The organism is Pedobacter sp. NEAU-ZC8, from assembly GCF_059278965.1.
Map to the genome: position 1 here is coordinate 37733 of NZ_JCAJXC010000006.1, position 15294 is coordinate 53026.

The window sequence follows — 15294 nt, forward strand, 5'->3', positions numbered from 1 at the left end:
ATCTTCCTTAATCAAACAGCCATCAACAAATATTAAGCCCTGTTCCAGTCGACCATCCGGCAATGTGAAGCGACTGAAAAACGCAGCAATGACCGGATCGCTGGCCTTCAAAACTTTGATTTGCAGTGTAATCTACAAATTATAATATTGCCATGGCTCCACTTCGGAGTGTGCAATTTCACGATTTGATTCACAAAAAAAATTCAATTTCCCGGCTCGTTTTGTTTCCCGGGCATCTACATACAAAATGAAAATTGTGCAGTTACTATACTTCCGCAAGGCTTGATTCTGCTTTTCGCTGCCTATACTGGTTCATAAAAAAGGTCACTATGGAAAACAAAACCGGATAGATCAACTGTAAGCTCGACGCAGAATAGGCAATGGTATTGTGAAAATTCGCAAAAATGATCATGTTAAACAGGATGGCCATACCGGTTACTTTATAGGTGTCAGACTTGCGGATCAACAGATAATAGCCATTAAACAGCACCAGGAAGTAGAAAAACATCATGATCATACCTTGCCAGCGCAAGTAAGAAAAGCTGTACACGTAGATCGTACCAACATTCAGAAAGCGGTTAATCTGGTGGAACTTTTTTTCCACCGGCTGAACAATAAACTTGGTCACAAAAGCCGGCAGAATTTCATTCATAACTAAATCCTTGTAATTGCCCTCGGGGCTTTTCACCAGGTTGATGTTGTTCTGCAGGTTTGCCACTGGTGAAGCCACATACAGGTAAGACCAGTAAAACTCCTTTGGTATCCTGCTTTTCAGGAATTCCTCCGTAGCACCCGAAGCTCTGGGGATATAGGTGGCATCACCATTGGCCGAGCGCAGGTTACCCATAAAACCAAAAAGGAAGAATACCAGCAGCACACCGGCGAGGGTCTTCAAAATAAGTTTAAACGGAATGACAGGCTTATGAAATAAAAAAACCACCAATGCCCCGAGCAGCACATTAAGGATACTGGAGCGGTAGACCAGCAGAATAAAGGGCAAAAGCACCAGCAGGAAAAGCCAGAGCAGCCGGCGTTTGCGCGTTGAAATGTACTGATGAAACAAGAAGATTGCGTAAAAAGTATTGAAGGACACCAGAAAAGTATGGATCAAAGGCAGACCGAAGGCATCCTCCGCATAGTTGAAGTTCCCCCGTAGCAGGGCATATATCGGTAGGGTTCCCGAGTACAGCACCTCCACACCGTACAACAGATAGATGGCCAATAGTACCACCAGGTTACCCCTGGTTTCCCCGATGGGTTTATACTGAAAGGGTCGGCAGAATTGAAGGAGCAGGCCTGCCCCAGCACAGACTAAAAAGGTAAAAAGGTAAAAGAGAAAGAGCGACAGGCTTAAGCGTGGATACAGCGTTGACCATTCAAAAGAATAGAAGATAAAAGGAACAATAAAGGCTAGAATGTAGACGAAATTAGGGTTGTAGAGAATCTTCTTAATCATGGCCGGGCATAACTAAGTTTTCCTGAAACAAAATCCCCACCATTTTACCATATATTTAGAATAGACCATCAGCGTATTGGTATAGACTTCATTGCTTTTGCAAGCCTGCAGAATTTCGCCATTCAGCCTCAACAGGCTTTTCAATCCAGCAGTACTCACACCCCCCATACGCATTTTTACCCAGACATCCCTCACGTATAAGGCTTTAACTTTATGAATATACAAAAAACGCATCAAAAGTTCAAAATCACCGGCGATCTTATATCTGGTGCTGTAAAGACCATATTGTTCAAAAAGATCTCTTTTAGCATAGAACGTTGGATGCGCAGGTTGAAACCCGAACTTAAACATCCAGGGTTTAAAGTGTCTGGAAGAGTAATACCGAGTGACTTTCCCTAAGTTCTCCCGCTCGGTGAAAATCACATCTGCATAGGCGGCGTTGATACCAGGATACTGCTCGAACACGGCTGCAATTCTACTGATCACGCTATCATCGGCCAGGAAGTCATCTGCATGCAGCAGACCCAATACATCACCCGTTGCAAACTTAATACCTTTGTTGATGGCGTCGTAAATACCCAGATCAGGTTCCGAAACCACCTTTTGTATTTTAGTGCGATACGCCCCGATGATATCCAGCGTATGATTTGTGGAACCACCGTCGACAACGATGTACTCAATCCAGGGATAATCCTGCCGGATGACTGACTCGATCGCCGTGCCAATACATTCATTATTATAAACTACCGTAATGATGCTGAACTTCATGATTGCAGGCTTTTGTAAAGTTCGTACGTTTGTTCAAAGCAGCGCTCCCACGAGAAGTGTTGTGATTGCTGCAGTCCACGGAGAATGATCCCCTGGCGGTCTTGCTGCATCTGGGCAACAGCCTGGCGCGCAAGTTCAATTTCCGCCGCTTCCAATAGAATACCCGCAGTGCCTGCTACTTCAGGTATAGCCGACTTATTCAGCGCAATGAAGGGGCAGCCGGCGCGCATGGCCTCTAGAATGGGGATGCCAAAACCTTCATATTCCGAAGGGTACAGCAAGCAAAAGGCTGCATTATACAATTCGTTCAGCATGGATTCGTCCAGGCCGGTAAAGACTTTATAGCGGCCCGGCAGCTTTTGCTCTAGCAGCGCACGTTCTACCGCATTTAGCGGAGGTCCCACCACATAAAGGTCAAAATCGGACTGATCTGCTGCAACGTCAAGGGCAAAGCTGAAATTCTTGTAAACATCGCGTAGCCCTATATAAAGAAAGTAAGGGCGCTTAACAGGCATTGGTTGCTCCAGTTGTTTGTAGGTTTCCGAAACGCCGTTGTAGATCACCTTAACTTTTTGCGCATTCAGATCGGGATAAAAACGCAGCAGGTCCTTCCTGGTATGCTCCGAAACCGTGATGATCAGGTCACTCTCCAAGATCGCAGACCGTTTCATACGATTGTGCAGCCAGACCCGCGGCCCAGAGAAATAGATGTCGTGAATAAAATCATGTACCGTCGTCACGATCTTTGCATTCCGGTTGCGTTCAGGTATGCGGAAATAGCTGGAATGAAACAGATGTGGGCCCGGAAAAGCAGGTAATTTTAAAAAGCGTTCCACCAGAATGCCCGCACGGTTACTGCGTATCACCTGTTCCTTTGCAATGTTCAGCTGCTTCCGGCATACGTTATGTTGCTCCCGACCGGTTTCATAGAACCGAAGATCGACATCCTGCACCTTCAACAAGCGCCTGGTAAGTTCGTACCAGTAGGTGGATATTCCACCAAATGGCTGCAAGCTATAAACCAGATTATCATAGCATAAGGTCATTGTGCGAAAGTTTAGGTCTAAGCTGCAGCTGAATGCCGATACATACAAATAAACGCACACCACACAAAAAAGTAACAAAAACTTAATGTTCAGGCACTTACACCCGTAAAAATTGAAACTTATCGCACCGTGATGGTAGATTTACGCCACTGTGCAGGTAGAAAATCGACTAGCCTTCGATCGCTTTTTTTAGGAATGCACCGGATGCAAGTGCCTTGGCGACCGGGATTGTGGCAGCCCTCATTTGTACATAATCTTCTTGTCCCAGCGCATGGAGTATTTCCGGAAGGTCAGTTAAAGAATTGATCGTTATACCCAGGCCGTACTGATGTATAAAGTCGCCAATTGCAGAGGATTTTGGCGCGATCAGTGGAATGCCAGCAACCAAATAGAGTGAAGCTTTATGGGGATTATTGTACTGCAGGTACCTGCCCAGGTAACCAGTACAAGTGTCTACTGCATCTCCATCCCATATCAGGCCAAAACCGGCGTCAAGCTTTGCAGGTAATTCATTTGCATGGAAGCAGCCAGCCCAAGTCATCCAGGATGAATCTGGCAATTCCTCGTAACCCGGACCATAGAGGACAAAAGAGACGCCTTGTACCTGCGGCAGTTTTTTCAAGAAATTACTTTTCCCCAAGTTACCGGCGAAGGCCACGCGTTTGTACTTTGAGCCTAAAGTCGAAAAGGGATTGGAATCAGTGCTATGCTCGTGTAGCCAAACTTCCGAAACATGCCGTTGCTCAAGGGCATTCCAGGTGCTGTCTGGCACCAGATAGTCAAATAAGCCAAGCGTACGCATTTCAACACTCAAGTTATTATCTTCTAAGAGTGCTTGCATACGCGAATTATGCACTATTATCTGGTCAAAAGCACTAAGACGAGCCAACTCTTCATCTAATGTCCAGGCATGGTGCACCTGTCGCAGCGAATCCAGATCATGCAAAAGGCAGATCATGCGGCATCTTTTATGGCGCAACAAACCTACAAAGTACTTCAGCCATTTATTGATACCCAGTAGAGGATATTGTAGCAATACCTCATCCCCAGGTTTTAACAAAGTATATAATCTCCATATATGCTTAAAAAGCCTCACCAAATTAACAAGTGGATGTTTGTTGTTGGAAATGGGCACATCGAAATGCCTGTAGCCTAATTCGCTTAATATAAACGAGCAATCAGCCGTTGCTTTAGAACCTGCAGTCTGGTTCAGCACATCTGCATAATACATCCGGAGCTGGTACTTCATCATCACCCTCAAGCCATGATGTCCTGAAACATCTTTCTAGTGAACAATACGACTATTGCAAGAAAGCCAAATAGGATCATGCCCTTGATGAAGCTGCTAATCCTACCTGGGACCGATTTATACAAAGGAAACTTGGGGTAGTCGACCACTTGGATCAACGGCGTTTCCCGTAACAAGCTCATTTTAGAGAGCTCCAGGTTCTTCACGAGTTCCCCCAGAATCGCCCGGTTGGTCTCTGCGCTGAACTGCGATCGCTGTATAGGTGCATTCCGCTGTAGCTGCCTGGTTGGGTTCAAGTTAGGGGTAGCATCAGCCACGGCTGCAGCGTTGTATATGGCGACGTTCATGTTCTCCCGGATGGAATCCGTTTTAGCCTGCAAGATTTTTACATTCGACATCGACTTCCGCGTTTTGGTCTGCACATAAAAGTCATTTACATTGGAAACGATCATATCATTAAAAGCTTTAGCGAAGAATTCATCCTTAGCTTTTACGTCCACCCGGATAATGCTGTTCTTATCAGGTTTGTATACCATGAGGTAGTTTTTATTGATGTCCCCTGAAATTTCCTGTAGCAGGCTGTCCTGCAAACGCATCTTTGATTCCGGAAGCTGCAGCCAGTCGGCCTGGAACTTTACGTTCAGCAAGTGTTTTTTCTCCGCCCACTTCTCCCGTAAACGGTTAATCTGCACATAGCGATCGATCAGCAATATTTTTTGGCCGCGATATGGCACTTCAGAAAGCAGGGTCTTCTCAATCATGGTCCTGGAACGGTAAAGTTCTAGAATATTATTGCCTTGGAAGATTCCTCCACCAGTATTGAGGTCTAGGCCAATCATAGACGCAATGCCCGCATATTGACCAAAACTGCTGCTACCATCACCACTTTCAAGCACAAAAGTCGTGGTTGCTGTAAATACAGGCTTTTTTAACAATGCATAAGTAAGAGCAAGGATGCCGCCTAAAACAGCAGCTAATAAAATAATAACCGATTTGCTAAGTAAGAAATGGTAATACTTTCCTGCGAGCAGCAAAAGGTCCTTTATCGATATTTCATTATTCTCAGGGCGATTACCAGATGAGGTAGTTTCCAGGCTCATACAAAACGCATAAATAACTTAGTTAAACACCTGTTCCACAGTCCAGTTATTTAACAAGAGCGCCTGATCGATTGTTTTTATTCTTGGGATATCAGGTATAATCCCCTGATATCCCAAGCCTGAAAATTATCTCAGTAAGCTTACCACGATCGCTGCCATACTTGCAACCGCAGTTCCAATGCCAATCCAACCCTGAGGGGTCAAACGTTCAGTTAAGGCACGTTTAGGCACGAGGATCTCTGCACCTGGTTTTACCTTCGGAAAGTTATTAAAGAATAAGAACTTACGAGCGGATTCTACGGAGCCATTTGCATACTTGATGTATGCCCCACGTTTAAGCGCAGTATTTGTAAAACCACCAGCGCCATTTACGTATTGCTTAAAACTTTTGTTTTTTGTGTACACAATGTTGTTTGGATTCAGAACCTCTCCAGTTACTTTCACAGTTTGAAGCTGTTTCGGCACTCGAATAACATCACCATCTTCAACGATCAGGTCAAATTTCGACCGTGGATGTTCAAGTATATAAGTTAACTCAATACCAACAAGGTCAGATTGTACCAAGCGTTGATTAACTTCAGTAGCTGGCGCAAGTCCGGTTTCCTGTACACGCTCCAGATTCAGGAATTTCTTCTCTTCTTCCTCCTGGTCGTTGATCTCATTTTTGCCTTTTTCACTTGGCCCAGGTTTGGGACCCGGTCGCTTCAGCGAAGCGCCTTCTGCGTATCCTGTAGGGGTTAAACCTCCAGCGCGCGCAATAAGATCAGATATCCTTTCATCCTTCCTGGTTACGGTATAGGTCCCAGGATAAAGTACTTCCCCTTCTAATGTTACCTGCCTTTGCACCTGATAGCCTTCAGCACCTCTCACCGCAACAACATCGAATGGTTGTAGGATAAAACGTTGATCTGAGAGTTTGAGATTTTTATCAATATTTACCGTGAAAACTTCGGCAGTACGTGCAGAGGCAGACTTTGCATCGCTGTTTCGTACACGTCTTGAAATCTCAATACGATTCGGTGATGCTCCTTCTTTGAAGCCGCCAGCCATCTGAATCAGATCTTCCAGGCTCATCTGTTCGGCATACTTATAAGTACCAGAATCACGAACCTCACCCTGAATCATAACCTTGTATTCGTCGCGCAGATCAAACAGCGAAGAGATGGTAATTTTATCTTCTCTCTGTAACGGAATATCCTGCACAGAACCCGCAATCAACTTTGCAACATCAAAAGATATTAAAGAGAGTGTATTATCCATATTCAACCTGTTGATATAGGCACGGTTCAGGAATGCATCTTCCGTAAGACCTTCGGCCTTGTTAATCAAACCACGAAGGGTCAAACCCTTTTCGAGTTCATATAGTCCTGGCCGGAACACCGCACCTGCTATTTCCACGCGGTTTTCAAAACGGTCAAGAATCGGTTCGACAATATATTTATCGCCATTCTGTGGTAGATAGGTGCTAAAGTCAGGAGATGCAATGTCCGTAATACGACGTTCTTTTTCCGTATTCTGCAACACCTTTATTCTACTGGTATACGCTCTGGTATTAAAGCCTCCTGCGTAATTTAAAACATCGCGAAGATTTTCACCTTTAATCATTTCGAATAATGCCGGCCGCAATACTTCACCCGAAACTTCTATCCTGGTTTGAAAAACCGGAATATGAATAACATCCTGATCTTGTAAACGAATGTTGCCATTTTGCACACCATTCATCAGGAAATCGTAAGTATCGATCGTACTTACCACACGGTTATTCCTGATCACCTGTATTCTACGAAACGACCCGTTATCAGATGGACCTCCTGACGCATATAAGGCATTAAATACCGTTGCAAGGGAAGGTAAAGTATAGGTACCTGGTTTAACGACCTCGCCAGTTAACACGACCTTGATACCGCGGATATTACCTAAGTTAACGGCAATATTTGAGCGACCGGTGCGAAGGGCGGGATAAGTCTTGCTCATTGCATTACTTATTTTAGAGGAAGCCTGCTCGATGGTAAGCCCGGCCACAGCTATAATGCCCACATATTGAAGCCTGATGGTGCCATCGGGACTCACCTGAAGACGATAATTTGCTTCGTTATCACCGGTCAAATCTATTAATAACTCATCATCAGGGCCAATCACATAACTTTTGGGTGTGGCCATTCTCAGGTTTGGTTCAAAGGACAAATTCGAATTTTTAAACAACTTCGATCCAAAGATCTGAGGTTTGAAGCTTTCAAACATCTCCAAAATCTCACGTTGCCGCTGTTGCTCCTGTGTTTTATTAGTTACGTTGAGACTATCATTCTGACCATATATTTTGGCATTTCTTGCCGAATTGGTATCCTGCAAAGTACTGTATGTATTTGCTCCAGCTGTTGTCGTAGTATTGGAAGTACCAGAGGTATTACGGATACGCTGCACCCGAAGACGAAGGTTCTGAATTTCATTTGCAGGCATGCCTTGTGCAGCAGCCATTTGTTCCATCTGTGCATCACTGTATCCGAGAGCAGATGCACGTTGCATCATCTGTTGGATCTGCGCGTCGCTCAGCTCGTTAACTTTGACATCAGCATAGTTCGTCTGGGAAAAAGCGGAGGGGGAAAATGCAAAACCTGCCAATAACAACAGTACAACTAAAACATTCTTGATCGTCATATTCGAATTAGGTAAACTTTGAAATAAATAGCGCAAGAGCTCTTTACGCCGATTAGCCTGCAAATATAAACCTAATTATTTTTAATTTCTTTGGTAATCAGATATTAATAGGCGTTTTCCTCACCCCTTATGGCATTTATAATAGTCATAAAGATAATCCGGACGTCTAAGGCCGTGGTCCAGTTTTCCAGATAGTAGATGTCATATTTAACACGGTTGTCCATATCCTCCAATAGCCTGGTTTCGCCACGGAAACCGTTTACCTGTGCCCATCCGGTGATACCAGGTTTCAGAAAATGGCGAACCATGAATTTGGAGATGATCTTCTTGTACTCTTCTGTATGTTTTAGCATATGGGGTCTGGGTCCAACCACACTCATATTACCCAAAAAAACGTTTAGGAACTGCGGCATTTCGTCAAGGCTGGTTCTTCGTAAGAAGGCACCTATTCTGGTTATGCGCGCATCATTTTTTGTCGCCTGAAGTTTATCGCTGTCCGAATTTACAGTCATACTGCGGAACTTGTAACACCAGAAAGGGGTATCATTGCGGCCCGACCGCAGCTGTTTAAAGAGTACAGGACCTTTACTCTCCCATTTGATGAGTATGGCCATCAAAGGATAAAGCCAGCTTAACACAAAAACGATCACCAGAGAACTGAATACCAAATCAAAAAGCCGCTTTTTAAACCGATTCTTCATCTCTTCCAAGGGCTCCACGCGAAGCGTGATGATGGGAAACTCTCCACCCAAATAATCAATGGTATATGGCGACGCGAGGGATCCCCCAAGATCAGGAATGAATTTAAGTCGGATACATTGACGGTCTGCTTCATCTACTAAAGCACTTACTTCTGTCATACGATGGGGCGCCACTGCCACATATACATCCTGTACTCCAGCTGCAGCAGCCTCCTCAAATTTTTGAGACACCAGATCAGAGACAATACCGCCCTCTTCATTGTAAATGCTGTCATCATCACCCACAAAGCCATAGAAACTTAAGGTTTTTTGTTTTTGCAGATAGTCTGAAATCCGAATTGCTGTGGCATTTGATCCCATCACGGCAACTTTTTTTGCAGCGTTGAATTTTGCCAAAAGCACATACTGAAAAGCAGTGCCCAAAAAGCGATTTAACAAGAAGGATACAGAAAGCAGCCCGTAGAAGATGAGCAGAAAGCTTCTCGAAAATTCGCTGTTCCTGGAGAAAAGCAGGAACACAGTAAACAGGATGAAGTGGAATGTAATGCTACGCCATGTCTCTCTATAAATCCGCTCCAATCGTCGGATGCCATAAAGACTATAGAGGCCACAGAACATGGCGCAGAAGAACCATATTAAATTACAAACAATTACATAATTCGCGTCAAGTTCATCATACAGATGCTTTCCAAGACGCTCGGTAATAAAGTAAGATAAAAAATAAACAGCATTAAGCATGACTACATCTGTAATCAGCAAAATATAACGCAGCAGATAGTTGTACCGGGTCTGTATGGCCATAAATGTAAAAACTCTAAAGTAAAACGCTTAATTCCGCGTTTTTGAGCGTCGTGCAATTATAGCAAAAAAAACGACTTTGAAAAGTCGGATCGGTACGGTTGTGTAGCTTATCGTGCGTTTGCAGCCGAGTAGCTGTGTTGCATTGGTTGTACAATCGGGCTGTACTCCAAATCGCTACGCTCCCAGGCATTCATACCACCAATGTTGTAGGTCTTGCCTGCTTCCGCCTGATGAAATAGAATATCTACGGCACAGGCTTGTTCTTCAACCCAAAACCATTCTGGAACTTCCTGCCCCTTGGTATAAACCGGGACAATATTGTTGCTGGAAATATGTTGTTGCGCAACCGAGGCAAATACAAAAGGGAAATCTGAAGATGCAAAGGTATCTTCACAGGAGCTTACCAAAAGGTTCATACCTTTATTATCATGATAATCACGCAATATCAACTCCGCCTCAAAAAGATCGGAGGTAATGAGAAGAAAGCGGTGTGCGTCCTGATTAGAACTCCATTTGGCGTGTGCTACCTGCAATAAATTAGCCGTACCATGAGTATCTTGCCCCGGTGTTGATGCAAAATGAATAACGGCATCAAACTTCTGAGCATCAAAGAGGTTGTTTAGTACGCCGATATCTGAAAGATCGTTTAATTCTACGAGTCTATAATCAGTATAATACTTAGAAAACCAGCTAACTACCTGTTTTCCTAACTCGCCCGCGGTACCTGTTACTAATACGTTCATATTTCCTATGGTTTTTAAGGTCTGGAACTCGGCATCATTTACACTATCAACAACTGCTTTGCGCAATAAGTTTTTTGATGGTGGGAACTTCTGTAGAACCCCTTTCACAATTATACACAAAGATGTTATTAATACTTGTATAAAAAAAATAATAAATGTGCTTTGCCGCAAAAAACAGTATTTAGCGCAAACACATACCTAAAAACCAAAAAAGGCAGCTTAAAAAGCTGCCTTAAATCGATCATTAAAGTTATTTAAGTGCTATGAACCAATGGCTTGAACAAAGAAGCCGATTTCACGTAATTTTTTAACATCCAAAAGATTCCTGCCATCAAAAATCTTGGCGGGTTTAAGCATATTGTCATAGATCCGCTGCCAGTCATAATCTTTAAACTCATCCCATTCGGTAAGTACTGCAATTGCATGGGTGTCCTTACAAGCCTCATAAGGATCTGCAAAAACAGATACACCTTGATGGTTTTCTTCCGCTTTGCGGGTGTTTAGATAATCCAAGTCCGCGTGTACCTGTTTCTCCTCTACCTTAGGATCATAAACCTTTATACCGGCCTGCTCGTTCAGAAGCATGTCCGCCACGTAAATTGCAGCAGATTCACGGGTATCGTTAGTGTCCTTTTTAAAGGCCCAACCCAAAAATGCAATTTTCTTACCAGAAACCGTATTATATAACTTACGAACAATATTCTCTGCAAAACGTCTTTTCTGGTGATCGTTCATAATGATCACTTGTTCCCAGTAATCGGCCACTTCCTGCAGTCCGAAGGACCTTGAAATGTATACCAGGTTCAGAATATCTTTCTGGAAGCATGAACCACCAAAGCCAACAGAAGCTCTCAGGAATTTGGGACCAATACGGCTATCTGCACCAATGGCACGCGCAACTTCGGTTACATCCGCTTCGGTTTTTTCGCAAAGTTCAGAGATGGAGTTCATAGAAGAAATACGTTGTGCCAGCATAGCGTTAGCTACGAGCTTGGAAAGCTCGGAAGACCAAACGTTGGTGGTCAGGATACGCTCACGTGGAATCCAGTTTGCGTATATAGAAACTAATGACTCAATAGCCTCCTGTCCTTCTTCAGAAGTATCACCACCAATCAATACTCGATCAGGGCTTAACAGATCTTCTACAGCGGTACCTTCAGCAAGAAATTCCGGATTAGAAAGAATTTGGAACTTCACGCCGTTACCAGTATTGTGTAGAATGTCGCGAAGTGCTTCGGCAGTACGTACAGGGAGCGTAGATTTTTCAACGACAATTTTATCCTGTTTCGCAACCCTTGCAATCTGGCGGGCACAAAGTTCAATATATTTCAGGTCGGCTCCCATGCCTTTACCAGCACCATAAGTCTTAGTTGGCGTATTTACAGAAATGAAGATCATATCTGCTTCATCAATGGCTTTATCTACTTCAGTAGAAAAAAACAAGTTTCTGCCACGAGCTTCAGCTACCACTTCACTCAATCCAGGTTCATATACCGGGATGTTCTCCGTGTTTTCATCGTTCCAAGCCGCGATACGGGCCTCGTTTAAATCTACAACGGTAACCGTGATGTGTGGGCACTGTTTGGCAATCACTGCCATGGTCGGACCACCTACATAACCTGCACCAATGCAGCAAATTCTGGTAATGTTCTTCATTGTTTATAATTGCGTTTTTTGAATAATGTTGTGGATGATTGTGTAAAAGTCGATCTAAGGTATTTGTAAAATCTGTTATCGCCAAAAATCAAATACATCAGACCTTAATATGTGTAGGAATTTGTGAAGCTGCAGATGAAATCTTGTTCGATATCAACATTTTCCGAATGATTTCGTTGGTCTCACATCAATCCTGAACTTACACATTATTTTCAAACCAGCTAAACCGGATGTTGTAATGCTTTGTCAATAGGTTCCATTTTATCGTACAAAATGTAAGACAATTTCAAACCTTTAGTACTTGTTCTTGCGGTTGATTGTAGATATTTTCCTGTTTCACTACACAAATCCTTGTACAATCTTGAATCCAGGCATCATTTTTAGGAAAGAGGCGTATCTTTGAGGGAGACCAAAATAAAATTAGCTCATCTGCGCAGGCTGAGCTGCATACGACATAAAAATCTAAAATTGCAATTTTCATGAAAAAAGCTTTAATCACAGGAATAACCGGTCAGGATGGTGCGTACTTGGCGGACCTACTTCTAAAGAAAGGTTATGAAGTACACGGTATCAAACGCCGTTCCTCTTTGTTTAACACAGACCGTATCGATCATTTGTACCAGGACCCGCATGAAAGTCATCTCCGCTTGGTACTTCATTACGGGGATCTTAGTGATTCGACCAACCTTATCCGGATCATTCAGCAAGTTCAACCTGATGAGATTTACAATCTTGGCGCAATGAGCCATGTGCAGGTAAGTTTTGAAACCCCTGAATATACTGCTAATGCTGATGGTATCGGAACGTTAAGGATCCTGGAAGCTATCCGTATTCTGGGCCTTGTAAATAAAACAAAAGTTTATCAGGCTTCTACTTCAGAGCTTTATGGCCTGGTACAAGCCGTACCACAATCCGAAACTACCCCATTCTATCCACGTTCACCTTATGCCGTAGCAAAGATGTATGCGTACTGGATCACGGTAAACTACCGTGAAGCTTATGGCATGTTCGCCTGCAATGGTATCCTGTTCAATCATGAAAGTCCACTACGTGGTGAAACGTTCGTAACTAGAAAAATCACCCGTGGTACCGCAAAGATCGCTTTAGGCATGCAGGACAAACTATATCTTGGAAATCTTGATGCAAGAAGAGATTGGGGCCACGCCAAAGACTATGTAGAAGCAATGTGGTTGATCCTGCAACAGGAAAAGCCTGAAGATTTTGTAATTGCGACTGGCGTGACCACTACCGTGAGAGACTTCATCAGAATGGCCTTCAGTGAAGTTGGCATTACTTTGGAATTCAGAGGCGAGGGTGTGGATGAAAAAGGATATGTAGTATCTTGCAGTAACCCAGATTATCAGGTAGAAATCGGCAAAGAAGTAGTTGCCGTTGATTCACGTTATTTCCGCCCTACAGAGGTAGATTTACTCATCGGTGATCCATCTAAATGTAAAGCGAAACTAAACTGGACACCTAAATATGACCTTGCCGCATTGGTTAATGACATGATGAAATCAGATGTAGAGAACTTCCAAAAAGAGCGCATGTTGAAAGACGCAGGCTACATTGTGAAGAACCAATTTGAATAATATATAACCTTCAACAATCGATTTGCAAAGATGCCGGCTGAATCAGCCGGCATCTTTGTTTTGTAATAACGAACTATCTAGCATTTTGGAATGCTTCAATCTGGAATACCCAGGCCAGCTGCGGGGGCAGTTTAGCAAAAGCCTCCGGATCAACCTGAACGAAGAACTTATTACCTTTAAACCGCTGTTGTACCTTGATATCAGCGCCCAGTAAGGACACTTTACCCGCATTTTCCAAATCGCGGATTTCAAAACCTTCAGCAGGCCATTGTTTAAACAGCGCGAAAAGCGTATCCCCTTTTTGCGTAAATGCGATTTCTTTGCTGGAAGCTGCACTAGCACCTGCCCATGCCTGTGTCCCATAGATCGCATCTCCATTCACCTTCAACCATTTACCCATATCCAATAAGCGTTCCTGCATCACCACCGGGATCAGCCCATTGGCCTGCGGACCAACGTTCAGCAGCAGGTTGCCCCCATTGCTTACCTTATCGATCAGCAAGTCGATCAGCTGTTTGGAGCTGAAATAGTCTTCCGCGGTTTCAAACTGATTGTACCCGTAAGAGGTCCCAATGCCCCGGCTTTCCTCCCAGGGGTGTGTCCTTTTATCTCCGATACCATGCTCATCATGCACCAGGTCGTATTCCGTAGTATAATAGTCCCCATGTTTGCTGCGCGTTTCCTTACCCCAGCGGTCGTTAACCACCACAGTCTCTTTCACCGGAGATTCATTGTACAACCAGGCCAGGAAACTTTCCGATTTCAGGTCCTTACTGGGATAATCCCATTCCCCATCAGAGAAAATGATCTCTGGCTTATAGCGGTTCACCAGATCTTTCATCTGGGGGATCATGTGCGTATCCACCCATTGATTGAGCGTTGCGGCGCGATACAACGGCCGGTCCCACTCCAGCAAAGAATAATAAAAGCCCATGTGCAGCCCTTTTTTCCGTACAGCTTGGGTAAGTTCGCCAGCCAGGTCACGCTTAGGTCCAAGCGCAGCACTGTTGTAGCCATTGCTCTCCTTGCTGGGCCATAAAGCAAAGCCATCATGATGTTTGGAGGTCAGCACCACATACTTCGCGCCGGCGCGTTCAAACAGATCGGTCCATTGATCCGGATTAAAGTACTCCGCCTTGAACATGGGTACAAAGTCTTCATATTTAAAATCGGCCCCAAAATACTTCTCATGATGCGCCATAAAGAGTTTGTTCTTGTTCAGCAGCCGGTTAGCATAATGTTCCGCATACTTCTCGTACACGCCTTCCACTTCATGTACCGGCGCATAGGCCGGCACACTATAGACGCCCCAATGAACAAAGATCCCGAACTTGGCATCTTTCCACCACTGCGGCGTTTCCCGTTGATCCAGGGAATCCCAGTTAGGCTGGTATTGCGCAAATCCGCTGCCCGGGCAGCTCATTAATATCAATGCTGCCAGTGCAGCCCATTTGTTTTTTTGTCTATTCTTCATAAACAGCATAAGCGATTGGAATGACCTTCGTTGAAGCTACGAATTTCCTTTTT

General features: G+C 44.1%; 11 protein-coding genes. 1 reads left to right on the forward strand and 10 read right to left on the reverse strand.

Annotated elements, in window-relative coordinates:
• Positions 1–265: 265 nt before the first annotated feature.
• From AC5WJX_RS06545 to AC5WJX_RS06585, 9 genes are all read right to left on the reverse strand, one after another.
• On the reverse strand, positions 266–1456 hold the full coding sequence (locus tag AC5WJX_RS06545; protein WP_494483854.1) for a hypothetical protein: 1191 nt from the start codon (positions 1454–1456) through the stop codon (positions 266–268).
• Positions 1457–1468: 12 nt separating this feature from the next.
• Positions 1469–2224 (reverse strand): glycosyltransferase family 2 protein, encoded by a 756-nt coding sequence (locus AC5WJX_RS06550; protein ID WP_494483855.1) that lies wholly within the window; start codon positions 2222–2224, stop codon positions 1469–1471.
• On the reverse strand, positions 2221–3270 hold the full coding sequence (locus tag AC5WJX_RS06555) for a glycosyltransferase family 4 protein (protein WP_494483856.1): 1050 nt from the start codon (positions 3268–3270) through the stop codon (positions 2221–2223). Before AC5WJX_RS06555 ends, AC5WJX_RS06550 begins: the two co-directional genes overlap by 4 nt.
• A gap of 169 nt (positions 3271–3439) precedes the next feature.
• Positions 3440–4522, reverse strand: a complete 1083-nt coding sequence (locus tag AC5WJX_RS06560; protein WP_494483857.1) for a glycosyltransferase — start codon at positions 4520–4522, stop codon at positions 3440–3442.
• 5 nt (positions 4523–4527) lie between these two features.
• A complete protein-coding gene (locus AC5WJX_RS06565) occupies positions 4528–5619 on the reverse strand; it encodes a Wzz/FepE/Etk N-terminal domain-containing protein (protein WP_494483858.1) in 1092 nt (363 codons plus the stop codon).
• A gap of 126 nt (positions 5620–5745) precedes the next feature.
• Positions 5746–8274, reverse strand: coding sequence for an SLBB domain-containing protein (locus tag AC5WJX_RS06570; protein ID WP_494483859.1), 2529 nt, complete (start codon positions 8272–8274; stop codon positions 5746–5748).
• A 104-nt stretch (positions 8275–8378) separates the two neighbouring features.
• Positions 8379–9776, reverse strand: coding sequence for an undecaprenyl-phosphate glucose phosphotransferase (locus tag AC5WJX_RS06575; protein ID WP_494483860.1), 1398 nt, complete (start codon positions 9774–9776; stop codon positions 8379–8381).
• A 107-nt stretch (positions 9777–9883) separates the two neighbouring features.
• Positions 9884–10519 carry a Rossmann-fold NAD(P)-binding domain-containing protein gene (locus AC5WJX_RS06580; protein ID WP_494483861.1) on the reverse strand — a complete coding sequence of 212 codons (636 nt, stop codon included), beginning with the start codon at positions 10517–10519 and terminating at the stop codon, positions 9884–9886.
• Between the two features lie 261 nt (positions 10520–10780).
• Entirely contained in the window at positions 10781–12175 is a 1395-nt protein-coding gene (locus tag AC5WJX_RS06585) for a UDP-glucose 6-dehydrogenase (RefSeq protein ID WP_494483862.1), read from the reverse strand.
• Positions 12176–12654: 479 nt separating this feature from the next.
• Between AC5WJX_RS06585 and gmd the strand changes: the two genes are divergently transcribed.
• Positions 12655–13767 (forward strand): GDP-mannose 4,6-dehydratase, encoded by a 1113-nt coding sequence (gene gmd, locus AC5WJX_RS06590; protein ID WP_494483863.1) that lies wholly within the window; start codon positions 12655–12657, stop codon positions 13765–13767.
• A 73-nt stretch (positions 13768–13840) separates the two neighbouring features.
• Here gmd and AC5WJX_RS06595 read toward each other — a convergent pair whose 3' ends face one another.
• Entirely contained in the window at positions 13841–15241 is a 1401-nt protein-coding gene (locus AC5WJX_RS06595) for an alpha-L-fucosidase (RefSeq protein ID WP_494483864.1), read from the reverse strand.
• Positions 15242–15294 lie beyond the last annotated feature (53 nt).

What these genes read in the sequence shown, in the direction of transcription:
- AC5WJX_RS06585 (WP_494483862.1), bottom strand. Translation starts at nt 12,175, where the DNA reads ATGAAGAACATTACCAGAATTTGCTGCATTGGTGCAGGTTATGTAGGT.
- AC5WJX_RS06550 (WP_494483855.1), bottom strand. Translation starts at nt 2,224, where the DNA reads ATGAAGTTCAGCATCATTACGGTAGTTTATAATAATGAATGTATTGGC.
- AC5WJX_RS06570 (WP_494483859.1), bottom strand. Translation starts at nt 8,274, where the DNA reads ATGACGATCAAGAATGTTTTAGTTGTACTGTTGTTATTGGCAGGTTTT.
- gmd (WP_494483863.1), top strand. Translation starts at nt 12,655, where the DNA reads ATGAAAAAAGCTTTAATCACAGGAATAACCGGTCAGGATGGTGCGTAC.
- AC5WJX_RS06575 (WP_494483860.1), bottom strand. Translation starts at nt 9,776, where the DNA reads ATGGCCATACAGACCCGGTACAACTATCTGCTGCGTTATATTTTGCTG.
- AC5WJX_RS06595 (WP_494483864.1), bottom strand. Translation starts at nt 15,241, where the DNA reads ATGAAGAATAGACAAAAAAACAAATGGGCTGCACTGGCAGCATTGATA.
- AC5WJX_RS06545 (WP_494483854.1), bottom strand. Translation starts at nt 1,456, where the DNA reads ATGATTAAGAAGATTCTCTACAACCCTAATTTCGTCTACATTCTAGCC.
- AC5WJX_RS06580 (WP_494483861.1), bottom strand. Translation starts at nt 10,519, where the DNA reads ATGAACGTATTAGTAACAGGTACCGCGGGCGAGTTAGGAAAACAGGTA.
- AC5WJX_RS06560 (WP_494483857.1), bottom strand. Translation starts at nt 4,522, where the DNA reads ATGATGAAGTACCAGCTCCGGATGTATTATGCAGATGTGCTGAACCAG.
- AC5WJX_RS06565 (WP_494483858.1), bottom strand. Translation starts at nt 5,619, where the DNA reads ATGAGCCTGGAAACTACCTCATCTGGTAATCGCCCTGAGAATAATGAA.
- AC5WJX_RS06555 (WP_494483856.1), bottom strand. Translation starts at nt 3,270, where the DNA reads ATGACCTTATGCTATGATAATCTGGTTTATAGCTTGCAGCCATTTGGT.